Genomic DNA, 13,142 nt, shown 5'->3' on the forward strand with positions numbered 1-13,142 from the left:
GTATCACGCGCTTACCGACAGGATGCCGTTGGCGCGCTCGGCGTTGCGGTCCGACTGCTGGATCACCTGCATCTGCTGCTCGAAGCGGCGGGCGTTGGCGATCATGCCGACCATCGCCGCCATCGGATTGGTGTTGCTGCCTTCCAGCACGCCCGACAACAGCCGCAGGCTGGGGTCGGCAGGCACCGGAGGCGCGGGCTGGCCATTGATGGGCGCCATGCGGAAGACGCCATCGTCGCCGTGCACCAGCTGCTCGTTCTGCGGGCTGGCCAGTTTGATCCGGCCCAGGTTCAGGATGTTGTTCGGCGCGTCGCCTGCGCCGATGGCGGTAATGGTGCCGTCCGCGGTGATGGTCAGCGCGGCCTGGTCGGGCACGTCGATGGGGCCGCCCTGGTCCGACAACACGGGTTGGCCCAACGAGGTCTGCAACAAGCCATTGATGCCGACCTGCAGGCTGCCCGCGCGGGTGTACGCCTCGCCCTGCGGCGTCTGCACGGCGATCCAGCCACGCTCGCTGGACAGCGCCACGTCCAGGTCCCGGCCCGTGGTCTGCATATTGCCCATCTGGAAGCTGTTGCGCGGCGTGGACGCCACCGTCGAAACACGCGTGGGCAGACTCGTCCCATCCGTGACCGGCACGGAGCGGTACAGCGCGATCTGCTCGCGGAAACCCGCCGTGTTCACGTTGGCCATGTTGTTGGAAAGCGCGGCCTGATGCTCGGTGATGCGCGCCGCGCCATTCATGGCGGTGTAGATGATACGGTCCATTGCCTATTCCGTCGGTGTCGTCTCGTGCCTGCCCGGCTTACTTCAGATTCATCAGGACTTGCATGATTTCGTCCTGGGTCTTGATGGTCTGCGAGTTGGCCTGGTAGGTGCGCTGGGCGATGATCATGTTGACCAGTTCCTTGCTCATGTCGACGTTGGACGACTCCGTGGCCTGGCCCACGACCTTGGAGAGGCCGTTGGTGCCGGGCTGGCCCAGGATGGGCTGGCCGGAGGCTGAGGTTTCCGTCCAGGCGTTGTTGCCCACGGGCTGCAGCCCCTGCAGGTTGGAGAAGTCAGCCAGCACGATAGTGCCGACGACCTGGGTCTCGCCGTTTGTGTAGCTCGCCACTATGCTGCCGTCACCACTGATGTTGATGCCGCTGAACTCGCCGGAAGCGTATCCGTCCGGCTTGGCTACCAGCTTGTAGGCGCTGCCGAACTGTGTGGTGCCGGCGTAGTTCATCGCAATGTTGATCGGATCTGCGGGCGTGGTGCCGCCACCCGGGTTGGCGAAGGACAGATTGACGACAGGTGCGCTGGTCATCACGCCGGCCTTGTTAAAGGTGAACTTCTGCGGGTTGCCCCAGACTCCGCCCGCTTCAGTGGTCGGCGCCATGGCCTGCCCGTCGATCGTGTAGTAAACGTCGTACGTGCTGGTATCCGCAGTAGCTGCGGGGCGCTTCACGAAGTACTGCATGACCTGATGGGAATTGCCCAGCGAGTCGAACACCGTCATCGGCGAGGCGTTGGTATAGGAGTTGGACAGCTTCGGGTCGAACGGCTTGCCAGTTTCGACGACAGCCGCCGTGTACTCAGTAAACGCCCCCATCTTCGACAGATCACCACCCGTAATCACGCCGCCCGCGCCCACGGTTACCGTTTCCGTACCGACGGTGAAGGTGGAGCCCGGGGCCGGCAGTCCGAGACCGGCCGGCACGGTATCCTCCAGCGTTGCCGTTCCCGTAGCATCACGGCTGAAGGTGTACACAGTGGCGGGCGCCGTGCCCAACGTGACCCTTCCAAGGACGGGTGCCTTGGTTTGCGTATCCGTTTCGTAGATGACTTTCGCGTTGGCATCCAGGTTGGCCACGGTGGTGCCAGTGGAAGTCGCCTTCGGTGCCACGTTGGCAGTAGGCAACTGCAATTCCACCGGATTCGCACCCACGGAGCCCGGCGGATAACCCGTCAGACGATAGCCCTGTGCGTTGATGATGAAATTGTTCTTGTCGACCAGGAATTCGCCGTTGCGGGTGTACATCACCGCACCGCTCTGGTCGGTTACGCGGAACATGCCCTTGGCGCCGTCAATGGCGATGTCGTATTCGCCGCCGCCGCCGTTCACCGTACCCACGGTAAAGCGCTGGTTGATGGCCGCAACCTTCACGCCCAGGCCGACGCGCGAACTGGCGTAAACGTCGGCGAACGACGCGGTGGCGGACTTGAAGCCGACCGTGCCGGAGTTGGCGATGTTGTTGCCGATGACGTCCAGGTTCTGCGCTGCGGCGTTCAAGCCGCTCAATCCTTGTCCGAAACCCATGTTTGTTCTCGCTAATCTTTAACTAGGGGAAGCCGCCGCCCTTGCGCCGGCACCGATACATTGCGCCCGCTTCAGGCGCCGATCACCTTGCGCACGTCCAGCATGCTGGTCTGGCCTTCCAGGCCCAGATCCAGCCTCAGGCCTTCAGTGGAGTACGCCACGCTCTTGACCTGGCCGTAGCTCAGGACTTCCGCATTCACCTTCTTGCCATCGGCATCCGTAGCCAGGACGGACACGGTGTACGCGCCCGGTTCCAGCACAATGCCGTTATCGTTCTTGCCATCCCAGGACAGCGTGTACACGCCGGGCTTCTGGTCTGTCGTTTCGATCGTGCGCACGACCGCGCCATTGGCGTCGGAAATGCGGATCTGCACTTTCTGGGCATCGCCCTGCAGGTCCAGACCGTAAGGCGTGACGACGCGGGCCTCGGGATTTGCCGCATCCACGCCAGACTTGATCTTGGAGCCGGGAATCAGCACGCCCTTGCCTATCATGGCCACGGCATTCATCGACTGCGACACGTCGATCTGGCCGCTGATGGCGAGCATGGTGTTCTTCAGGTTGGTGATGCCTTCCACCGTGGAGATCTGCGCCAGCTGGGAGGTCAGCTCGGCATTCTGCATCGGGTTCAGGGGATCCTGGTTCTGCAGCTGCGTGACCAGCAGTTTCAGGAACTGGTCCTGCAGGCCTTGCGCCGTGCTGCTGCTATTGGCGCCCGTTTGAGCCAGGCCCAAGCCGGTCTTGCTCGTCGATTGGTCGATAGTGGTCATGGATTAACTGGTTCCGGAAATTAGGACTGGCCGATGGTCAGGGTCTTCTGCATCAGGGCCTTGGCGGTGTTGAGCACTTCCACGTTTGCCTGGTAAGAGCGCGAGGCTGCGATCATGTTCACGGTTTCGGCCACCGGGTCGACATTGGGCATGCTGACGTAACCCTGCGCGTCGGCCATGGGGTGCTGCGGGTCATAGACCTGCTTCAAGGGTGACTGGTCTTCGACCACGCCAGCCACGCGCACGCCGCCGATTTCCTGGCCCAGCGCCTGGCCGGCCGGGGGATTCACCTGGAACACGACCTGACGGGCGCGGTAGGGTTTGCCGTCGGGGCCAACCACGCTGTCGGCGTTGGCCATGTTGCTGGCCGCCACGTTCATGCGCTGCGATTGCGCGCTGAGCGCCGAACCGGCGATATCGAAAATGCTCAACAAGGACATTGCCTGCCGCTCCCTTTAAAGAATCATTCCTGAATTGCGGCCATCATGGTCCGGATACGGCCAGACAGCATCTGCATCGTGCTTTGGTAATGCAGCGTGTTATCCGCGAACTGCACGCGTTCGATGTCCATGTCCACCGTGTTGCCATCCATGCTCGGCTGGTACGGCAGGCGGTACAGGAGTTCCGTCGGACCTTGCGATACGGCCTTGGCCGGAATATGGCGAGCGGCAGTCAGCGTGAGCGCGGTGTCGGGCAGGCGTTTCGTGCCTTCCATGGCGTTGGCCATGGCCGTCTTGAAGTCGAAATCGCGCGCCTTGTAGTTGGGCGTATCGGCATTGGCGATGTTCGACGACAGCACTTCCTGGCGCTGCGCGCGCAGTCCCAGGGACTGCTGGAAGAACCGAAAATCTTCATTAAGCCTGTCTAGCATCGGGGCGCCTTGGTGCGTTGCAATTCAGATAAAGCCAGGGACGCCGGACAGACCGTTATCCCATTGGATGACGGCATCATAGGGGCCGGGGGCTCAACACAATCAGCCAAATAACCCGTCATTTCTCATCCAATTCACGTATTGCCGAATGCCGCGGACTTCTACAATTCCTCCATCATGAAAATATCCGCACTCCGACTCCGCGCGCGCGCAGGCTGCCTGGCAGCCCTGCTGCTGCCCCTGGCCGCCGCGCAGGGGCAGGAAGCCGCCGTCCAGGCACCCGAGGCGATCGCTCTTGCCGCACAAACCTATCTGCTGGATCAACTGGCCGGCCTTCCAGGGCAGCCCTCGATCGCGATAGACCCGCCGCGCGCGGAACGCCTGGCGCCTTGCGACGCCATGTCCCCGTTTATGCCCTCGGGTATGAAACTGCGTTCACGCATGACGGTCGGGGTGCGCTGCAACGCGCCCAAGCCCTGGACGGCGTATGTCCAGGCGACGGTGAGCGTGCCGGGCCACTACTACGTCGCCGCCCGCATGATTGCTGCGGGGCAGGCCCTGACGCCGGACGACCTCGCTCCAAGAGACGGCGATTTGGTCTCCCTGCCCCCTGGCGCGATTACAGATCCGCAAACCGTGGTGGGCATGTCGGCCGTGCACCGGATCAATGCGGGGCAAGCGGTGCGGGGTTCCGGATTGCGCAGCGCACAATCGGTGGTGCGCGGCGCCAACGTCCGCATCAACGCGCGCGGGAAGGGCTTCGTCGTCAGCAGCGAAGGCCAGGCGCTCGACAACGCCGCACCTGGCGCAACCGTGCAGGTCCGCACCGCAGGCGGCCAAGTGGTCAGCGGCGTGGTGCGCAACGCCGGCCTGGTGGAAATACAACTGTAATTGTTGTTACATGTCGCATTGCACCAACACGCCGCCTGCCCCTAAAGTTCCGTCCGGCCCTGCCGTTACTGAGGCATAAGTAGGCGAAACCGTCGCACAACCGACCCAGGACGCCCTGCGGAGAAAATCTTGAAGATCAATTCGACCACTAACCGCCCCCTATCGGCTGACGCCGTCGCGCCCCGCGCCGACTCGGCGGTTGCCCAGGCCTATGGCGCCAGTAGCGCCAGCGGCTCCAGCAGCTCGCAGGTGGCGCTGAGCTCGGCGTCGCGCAAACTGTTGGCGCTGCAGGACGGCTCCAATGACATCAACGTTGAACGCGTCGCCGCCATCCGTGCGGCAATCGCATCGGGTCAGTTGAAGATCGACACCGGCCGCATCGCGGACAGTCTGATTGCCAGCGCCCGCGATTTGCTGAAGTAACCCCGAATCTCCCGAGTCCAACAGCATGACCATGAGCACCGTCGAATCCCTGCAATCCTGCATGCGCCAGGAAGATGCCCTGATCACCGAGTTCTCCGCCATTCTGGAAGAAGAGACCGAGGTGCTGGTGGGCCTGGGGAGCGTCGGCACGCTGCAGGAAATCACCGAGCGCAAGGGCGACGTCGCCCGCAAGCTTGTGGACCTGAGCCAGGTCCGGGACTCCCTGCTCGCGGAAATTGGCCTGCCCGCCGGGCACACCGGCACCGAGCAGGCGGCTGTTCTGCACCCGCAACTGTCCGGCGTCTGGCAGGCTTTGCTCAGCAAATCGGCATCCGCCAACGAAATCAACCTGCGCAACGGCGCGCTCATCGACGTGCATCTGCGCTACACACAGCAGTCGCTGGACGCCCTGCGCGGCTTGGGCGCGGCGGGTGGCACCGTGTCCACTTACGACGCCCGCGGGCGTGGCGCACGCAGCGGCCCGGGCCGCAAGCCCATCGTGGCTGGTTGAACCTGGCTGGATGGGTAAAGCGCGCCAGTTCGCGCGCAAGATCCCACCTCGCTATCGCGCGCAACCCATCACATATTTGCGCAAAGCCACTGCGACAACGGCCGTCGTCACCCCGCCGTCATTTCCAGCATCGCATACATCTTCAGCAAAGCCACCGGCAACATGCGCCCGGACAGCTTGCGATCCGTTCCCATGATGCCCGACAGGGGGCCGCGCAGCACTTCCGCTGCCGGCGTATGCGCCAGCTGCCAACATGCCGCGCCCATCTGGCCGGCCATTAGCGATTGGCGCGCCAAGGCATGAGCGCCGTCCACCGCCGGCAAAGCCTGCCACGCATTCGCCATATAGCGGAACCCCGCCTTGGCCTCATCCTGCAGCACCAGCCAGCGCGCCACGGTGGCGGCATCCGCTTGGGACGCGGGCAGATTGGTCATGCCGAACAACTGTCCGGCCACCTCGCCACTGACCGTGTCGATCAGCCGGGCGCAGACCAGCCGGACGGGCTCGCCACCGTTGCGGCCCGGCAGGATCACTTCCGTACCTGAGGCCCACAACGCCAGGGGCACGCGCTTGCTGCCCTGGACGCTGTGCAGCCCCGGCATATCGCCAGGTTGGCCGACGGGCAGATAGCCCACGCTCTTGCCCACGGCATTCAGATTGGTCGGGCAGTCATCCTGGATGACGCGCTGCCCGCCAGCGCTGCGCGCAACCCAGGCAACGCCCTGCTCGTTCAAAGCTGGCCACAAGGCGGAAGTACCGGTTTCCAGCATGTGTACGACCGGGACGCGCGCCAATTTCTCGGCCAGCCAGGCCACTCGCGCCTCTAGCGCCAGGGCCGCGTCCGGCTGGGCCGGCGCCGCTGGCGCAAAGGAGGACAACAGGCCGTGCGGCAGCACCAATTGCTGCGCTGGTGCCGCCAAAGCCGTGCCGCGATCACTCATCAGCAGCGTGCCCAGCAAGGCCCCGCCCGGGAGGCCCTCCCCCTTCATGGCGGTTTTGCCATGCATGGCAAGCAGGTGCCGTCCGCAAAGCGCGGAAAACTCTCGACGCACCATCGCCAAGGGGTCATCGCCCAGGGCGGCTACGCTCGCGCCCGAACTGTCGCCGACATAGCCGCGCCAGGATGCGCGAGCCTGCACGCAGGCGGGATCGCTTTCCAGCCAGGTGATCGCGTCGTCCAGGTTCTGCGCGGCCTCGATGGACCCCGCGCCGCCTTGTGGACGCAGGATGGCGGACGCCAGCAACTGCCGCTTGCGCGCTGGATCCACGCTTTCCGGCTCCCGCGACGCGGACACCAGCGTAGCGAGGTCTGCCTCGCTAGGGGTGTACAGCGCGCGGGCGCGCTCGACCATCGAGAAGGCGCGGTCGATCAGCACGTCGGCGCGGGCCAGCTCCATGTGTTCCGGCACTTTCTGCCCGACCGACATGTAATGGATGGGCAAGCGATGGCGGATGGCCGTATCCAGCGCCGCGCCCAGGCGCGTAGCCTCGTCCAGCTTGGTAATGATGCAACCGGCGACATCCTCGCCCACGCCATTGCGATATGCATGCGCCACTTCATCCAGCGTGTCGCCTTGACTGGCCGCGTTGAGCACCAGTAGCCGGCGCACGGGTTTGCCCGCATTGCACAGCATGGCTGCCTGTTCCGCCACCTGGCGATCGCGCTGGCTGATGCCGGTGGTATCGATCAGCACGATCTTGCGGCTGCCCAATTCGGCCAGGATGCGGCGCAACTCGCCCGCGTCGCGCACGGAGTGGGCGGGCACGCCCATCAGGCGTCCGTAGATCTGCAGCTGTTCCAGCGCGCCGATCCGGAAATTGTCGGTGGTCAGCATCGCGACCTGCTCGCGGCCCTCGCGCGCCACGCAGCGTGCGGCCAGCTTGGCCAGCGTGGTCGTCTTGCCCACACCGGTCGGACCGACCAGGGCATATACGCCGCCAGCCAGGAACTCATCCTCGGAACGCAGCACGGGCAGGTGGGTCACCAGTTCGTTGCGGGCCCAGCTCAGCGCCGCTTCCGTCGTCATTCCTTCCGGCAGGCGCTCCACCAGCGTGCGCACCAGCTTGGTGCTGAACCCCGCATCCAGCAGGCTGCGGAACAGAGCCGCGCCCGCGGGTTCCCGGCCTGGCCCTTGGCGGCCGCCCCAGAGCAGGCCATCCATGCGGCTTTCCAAAGCGCCGCGCAGCGCGCTTATGGCGTCCTGCAGTCCGGCTGCGGCGTCGGCCGGCATGGCAGCAGAGGGCAAAACTGGCGGCTGGCGCAACGGCGCGTCCGGCATGCGGGCCATGGCAGGCGCGGGTGCCGGCTGGGGCGCGGACGGCGTATAGGCCGCAGGCGCTGGAGCCGCGCTTGCCGGCTGGCCCGCATAGGCTACAGGTACCGCCGGGACCAACCCTGCCGGCGCGGAAGCATATGCGGACGATGCGGCAGGAGCGCCAGGCGCGGCAGCGGATGCGGCGGACTGATCTGCGGGGACCTGGCGCAACGGCGGCAGCGATGGCAATTCAACCCGCACGGGCGCCACCGGCTGGGGCGCTATCGGAGCAACCTGGGGTGTCTCATCTTCAGGCTGCGTCGAAGAGGCGTAGGCGGTCTGGTATGCGGCGATCGAACGCGACGGCGTCGCATATCCGCCCTGCGGCATCACAGGCGTGGACGCGCGCCCTGCCTGCTCAGGCAGATCGAATCGCATGCCCGCAGGCGGCAGCGCTTCGGGCGGCCGGACGGGCGCGGCGTCCTGGCGCGGCTCGGCCTCATGGCCGGCATCGTCAAAAGCGCCTTCGACGGTGGCCAGCACCTCCACACCGCCATCGACGCTGCGGTTCGACACGATCAGCGCGTCCGGGCCCAGCACCTGCCGGACCTGGCGCATCACATCGCGGCTATTCGCCCCAAAAAATCGGCTTATCTTCATGCCCCATTACCTCCGCCGATCAGCGCGGTAACACGCACCATGCGCTCATCGGGTATTTCCGTATTCGACAACACGCCCAGCTGCGGCAGATGGTGCCGCAGGAAGCGCGACAAAGGCGCACGCAAGACCGGAGACACCAGCAGCACCGGCGCGTTGCCCTGCGATTCCTGGCGTTCGACCGCAGCCTGCGCTTCGCGCAGCAAGGTATCTGCCAGCCCGGGTTCCAGGCCGCCGCTGGTCGTCATCGCCTGCGAAAGCACACGCTCAAGCTTCACGTCCAGGCCAATCACCCGCAGCTCGCCCTCTCCAGGGAACCATTGCTGGGTGATGGCGCGGCCCAGCGAACGACGCGTCAGCGCGATCAGTTCGTTGATGTCGGGCTGGCTGCCCGTACCCGCGGCCAGCGCCGCCAGGCGCGGACCGTGCTCGGACAAGGTGTCGATGATGGTGCGCATATCGCGGATCGGCACCTCTTCCGACAGCAGGCCCTGCAATACCTTCTGCAATGCCGTGAGCGACAGGGTCTTGGGCACCAGATCTTCGACCAGCTTGGGCGCATCGCGTCCAATGCGGTCCAACAATTGCTGCACTTCCTGGCGGCCCAGCAGATTGGAACCGTGACGATGCATCAGGTGATTCAGATGGGTAGCGACCACGGTACCCGCATCAACCACTGTGTAGCCCGCCACCTGCGCCTGATCGCGCAGACTGCCGTCGATCCACAGCGCCGGCAAGCCGAAGGCGGGATCGGTCGTGGGCGTGCCCTTGATCTGCACGGTCACGCCGCCCGGGTCGATGGCCAGCCACTGGCCAGGCATGGCGACGCCGTGACCGACCTCCACGCCGGACAGCAGGATGCGGTAATCGTTGGGCTTGAGCTCCAGGTTGTCGCGGATATGCACGACCGGGGGCAAAAAGCCTACGTCCTGCGCGAATTTCTTGCGCAGGCTGCGGATGCGGTGCAGCAGTTCACCATTCTGGGCGTGGTCCACCAGCGGGATCAGGCGGTAGCCGACCTCAAGGCCTAGCTGGTCCACCATGGACACGTCGTCCCAACTGGCCTCGGCCGCCGCGGCCTGTGCCTGCGTAATCGCCTGTGGCGGCACCTCGGCCGCCGCGGCCGCTGCCGCGGTTTGTCGCTTGTACAGCATCCAGCCGCCCCAGGCCAGCGCGCCGGCCAGGGTCAGGAATGCAACGTGCGGCATATTGGGGATCAGGCCCATGATGCCGACGATACCGGCGGTCAGGAACAGCACGCTGGGGTTGGAGAACAGCTGGCTGAGAATCTGCTGGCCGATGTCCTGGTCGGTCGAAACGCGCGACACCACCACGCCCGCCGCGGTCGAGATCACCAGCGCCGGGATCTGCGCCACCAGGCCGTCGCCGATGGTCAGCAGCGTGTAGACGCGCGCCGAATCACCCATCGACATGTCATGCTGGGCGACGCCCACGATCAAGCCGCCGATGATGTTGATCGCCATGATCAGCAGGCCGGCGATGGCGTCGCCGCGCACAAACTTGCTGGCGCCGTCCATCGAGCCGAAGAAGTCGGATTCCTGGGAGACTTCCGCGCGGCGCTTGCGCGCCTCGTCTTCGCCGATCAGGCCCGCGTTCAGGTCCGCGTCGATCGCCATCTGCTTGCCCGGCATCGCGTCCAGGGTGAAGCGCGCGCCCACCTCGGCGATACGGCCCGCGCCCTTGGTGATGACGATGAAGTTGATGATGGTCAGGATCACGAAGACGATGATCCCCACGGCGAAGTTGCCGCCGACCAGGAAGTGGCCGAAGGCCTCGATGACCTTGCCCGCGGCGTCGGGCCCGGTGTGGCCATGAAGCAGCACCACGCGGGTGGAGGCGACGTTCAACGACAGGCGCAGCAGCGTGGCGAACAGCAGCACGGCCGGAAATGCCGCGAAATCCAGCGGCTTGCGCGTAAACATGGCCACCAGCAGGATCATCACGGACAACGCGATGTTGAAGGTGAACAGCAGGTCGAGCAGGAACGTGGGCAGGGGCAAAACCATCATGCCCAGCACCATTACGATCAGGATGGGCCCTGCCAGCAGCCGCGCATGCGTGGCCCCGTTACTTTTCAACATGGTGAGCAAAGCGCTCATTCCTTAAGCTCCTTGTGCTGCGGTTTTGGCTTGCGGGTCCAGCTCGACCGGCACGGGCAACCGGGTCGGGGCCGTCGGCTCGGCGCCCCAACCGGCCCGCCAGGAGCGCAGCTGGAAGACCCACGCCAGCACTTCTGCCACCGCGGTGTAGAGTTCGGACGGGATTTCCTGCCCAAGCTCCACGTGTTGATGCAATGCGCGCGCCAAGGGCGGCGCTTCCAATGTGGGGATGCGGTTCTCGGCGGCAAGCTCGCGGATCTTGGCTGCGATCAGGCCCGTACCCTTGGCCAGCACCCGCGGCGCGCCGCTCTTTTCCTCGTCGTACTTCAGGGCCACGGCGTAGTGCGTGGGGTTGGTGACCACCACGTCCGCCTTCGGCACCTCTGCCATCATGCGGCGGCGCGCCGCCTGGCGCTGCTGCTGCCGAATGCGCGCCTTCACGTGAGGGTCGCCTTCGCTTTCCTTGTGTTCCTGGCGCACGTCTTCCTTGGACATGCGCAGCTTCTTCAGGTGGCTCCAGATCTGCCACGGCACGTCCAGCATGACGATGATCATCAGCGACGCCACGATGAAGGCGCAGCACATCGCTACCAGCGTCAGCGCCTTGATCAGCGCCGCCGACGGCGCCACGTGCATCAGGCTGAGCATGTCGTCGTGGTAGCGCCATATGACCCAGACCGCCACGCCGCCGACCAGCGCGGCCTTGGCCAGCGCCTTGATGAGCTCCACCACCGTCTGTGACGAGAACATCCGCTTCACCCCGGAAATGGGGCTGAGCTTGGAGAAATTGAACTGCAGGGGCTTGCCCGAGATGACGATGCCGCCCAAAAGCACGCTGGACAACACGGCGATGACAGCCAACAGCCCGAAAATCGGCAACAGCACCAGCAGGGCCTGGCCGAAACCCTCCACCGCACGCTCGACCATCACGCCGGGATCGAGAACGATGCGCTGATCGAACGCCAGGCCGTTGCGCAACACGCCGCTCAGGGTCCGGTAGAGCGAGCTGCCGCCCACCCAGATGGCGCCCACGCCCGCCGCCAGCATCATGAACGTTCCCAACTCGCGGGAACGCGCAATCTGCCCCTCCTCGCGCGCCTTTTCCAGGCGCCTGGGAGAGGCGGCTTCGGTTTTTTCGAGGTCGCTTTCTTCGGCCATGCTCTGCGGTGTCGTTGCGGCTCGCGGATTCTGGAATTACGAGCTGCCCGCCGAGATTCTAGGAGGCCCCGGGGTCTGGCGATAAGCCAAGAAACGGGGGGAAAGCGGCGCTATTCCCGGATGCGTTTCAGGCGGCGCGCTCCAGGCCCGCCCGGAACGCCCCCAGGCCCGGGCAGGCCAGCCACGTCAGTGGCCTGTGGCGACCGCCAGCCGGTCTGCCTCGCCCTCTCCGGCCGCCGCCTGGAAGCGGTTGAAGTCCAGGCCGATCCGCACCGCGCCCCAATGTTCCGACCCCAGATAGACCGGGATGGAAATGTCATTGACGATTTCGCCCGTATCGCGGGAATAGGTCTGCAGCAGCATCCCGCCGGTATTGGTCGCCAGGCGCAAGCCCACCGGATCATCGAAGATGCGCTTGTTGCGCACTCGCAGGATGTCCTGCTTCGGATCCCCGGTAGGCGCTTGCGAAAAGCGGCGATTGTGGGCCGGCGCGTATCCCCGGCCGTCCACCAGGATCGTGTAGATCCCGCCCGGCACGCCATCCAGCACACTATCAAGCAACTGCGTCACGGTCTCATCGATCTGCCGGTCGTAACTGGTGTGGTAGCGCGCAGGTTCGCTGCCGGGAATGCGCCGGTAGTGGCGGTCGAACACATCGGCACCACGGCTTCTGGCGTCTTCCAGAAGGTTGACAGCGGCGTCGCGGAAGGCTTCGACAGCCTGGGACAGGCCGTCAAAGGCGGTATTGCCGGTGCGTATGTCGGCCAGCACCTCCTGCACGCTCTCCGTCTGGCGACGGATGCGGTCGATTTCGCTGGACATGTTGCCGACGCGATTCAACACGTCGGCGCTCAACGCCGCTATCCGCCCCACCTCCTCGCTCATACCGTGGTTGGTGGAGTCCACCTCGCCTATGGCCTGGACAACGTCGCCGACCTGGCGATTCATGCTGTCGAAGTCCCGCACGAAACGCTCAAAGCCGGAGCATGTCCGATCCAGCACTGCGCCGGACGCGTTGACGTCCTCGCGCAATGTGCCAGTCTGATTCTGGGTCGTTTCCACCAGCTCCAACATCTCGGCGGTATGCCGGCCGATATCGCTGGTAGCCGAGTTCACACGCTCGGCCAGCCGCCCGACCTCGCTGGCGACCACGGCGAATCCCCTGTCTCTTATACACATCT

Annotated in this window: 11 protein-coding genes and 1 pseudogene; 3 read left to right on the forward strand and 9 right to left on the reverse strand. The window is 65.1% G+C overall.

Going from position 1 to position 13,142, the window contains the following annotated elements; genetic code table 11:
• Positions 1 to 3: 3 nt before the first annotated feature.
• From DXK93_RS30460 to flgB, 5 genes are all read right to left on the reverse strand, one after another.
• Positions 4 to 768: a flagellar basal body rod protein FlgF gene (locus DXK93_RS30460; protein WP_119452090.1), complete on the reverse strand. Its 765-nt coding sequence runs from the start codon at positions 766 to 768 to the stop codon at positions 4 to 6.
• A 37-nt stretch (positions 769 to 805) separates the two neighbouring features.
• Positions 806 to 2,305 carry a flagellar hook-basal body complex protein gene (locus tag DXK93_RS30465; RefSeq protein WP_054456671.1) on the reverse strand — a complete coding sequence of 500 codons (1,500 nt, stop codon included), beginning with the start codon at positions 2,303 to 2,305 and terminating at the stop codon, positions 806 to 808.
• 71 nt (positions 2,306 to 2,376) lie between these two features.
• Positions 2,377 to 3,075, reverse strand: coding sequence for a flagellar hook capping FlgD N-terminal domain-containing protein (locus DXK93_RS30470; protein ID WP_054456670.1), 699 nt, complete (start codon positions 3,073 to 3,075; stop codon positions 2,377 to 2,379).
• A gap of 20 nt (positions 3,076 to 3,095) precedes the next feature.
• Positions 3,096 to 3,515, reverse strand: a complete 420-nt coding sequence (gene flgC / locus DXK93_RS30475) for a flagellar basal body rod protein FlgC (RefSeq protein WP_054456669.1) — start codon at positions 3,513 to 3,515, stop codon at positions 3,096 to 3,098.
• 23 nt (positions 3,516 to 3,538) lie between these two features.
• Positions 3,539 to 3,946, reverse strand: a complete 408-nt coding sequence (gene flgB / locus DXK93_RS30480; protein WP_054456668.1) for a flagellar basal body rod protein FlgB — start codon at positions 3,944 to 3,946, stop codon at positions 3,539 to 3,541.
• Positions 3,947 to 4,123: 177 nt separating this feature from the next.
• On the opposite strand from flgB, the gene flgA reads away from it, so the two are divergent.
• The 3 genes from flgA to DXK93_RS30495 all read left to right on the forward strand — a co-directional run bounded on the left by flgA (position 4,124) and on the right by DXK93_RS30495 (position 5,771).
• Positions 4,124 to 4,837: a flagellar basal body P-ring formation chaperone FlgA gene (flgA, locus tag DXK93_RS30485; protein WP_119452095.1), complete on the forward strand. Its 714-nt coding sequence runs from the start codon at positions 4,124 to 4,126 to the stop codon at positions 4,835 to 4,837.
• A gap of 129 nt (positions 4,838 to 4,966) precedes the next feature.
• Positions 4,967 to 5,260 carry a flagellar biosynthesis anti-sigma factor FlgM gene (gene flgM, locus DXK93_RS30490; RefSeq protein ID WP_054456667.1) on the forward strand — a complete coding sequence of 98 codons (294 nt, stop codon included), beginning with the start codon at positions 4,967 to 4,969 and terminating at the stop codon, positions 5,258 to 5,260.
• Between the two features lie 31 nt (positions 5,261 to 5,291).
• Positions 5,292 to 5,771, forward strand: a complete 480-nt coding sequence (locus tag DXK93_RS30495) for a flagella synthesis protein FlgN (RefSeq protein WP_054456868.1) — start codon at positions 5,292 to 5,294, stop codon at positions 5,769 to 5,771.
• Positions 5,772 to 5,878: 107 nt separating this feature from the next.
• Here DXK93_RS30495 and flhF read toward each other — a convergent pair whose 3' ends face one another.
• The 4 genes and pseudogenes from flhF to DXK93_RS30515 form a co-directional block, all read right to left on the reverse strand.
• Complete coding sequence (gene flhF, locus DXK93_RS30500) at positions 5,879 to 8,686, reverse strand: flagellar biosynthesis protein FlhF (RefSeq protein WP_119452091.1); 2,808 nt, start codon at positions 8,684 to 8,686, stop codon at positions 5,879 to 5,881.
• The gene (gene flhA, locus DXK93_RS30505; protein WP_119452092.1) at positions 8,683 to 10,803 is read right to left on the reverse strand and encodes a flagellar biosynthesis protein FlhA; all 2,121 of its coding nucleotides are present in this window, start codon (positions 10,801 to 10,803) and stop codon (positions 8,683 to 8,685) included. Before flhA ends, flhF begins: the two co-directional genes overlap by 4 nt.
• Before the next feature lie 3 nt (positions 10,804 to 10,806).
• The gene (gene flhB / locus DXK93_RS30510) at positions 10,807 to 11,961 is read right to left on the reverse strand and encodes a flagellar biosynthesis protein FlhB (RefSeq protein WP_054456664.1); all 1,155 of its coding nucleotides are present in this window, start codon (positions 11,959 to 11,961) and stop codon (positions 10,807 to 10,809) included.
• Between the two features lie 186 nt (positions 11,962 to 12,147).
• Positions 12,148 to 13,142, reverse strand: a pseudogene (locus DXK93_RS30515) (chemotaxis protein); the annotation flags it as partial.

It is taken from the genome of Achromobacter sp. K91, assembly GCF_003576205.1.
Classification (GTDB): Bacteria; Pseudomonadota; Gammaproteobacteria; order Burkholderiales; family Burkholderiaceae_B; genus Achromobacter; species Achromobacter aegrifaciens.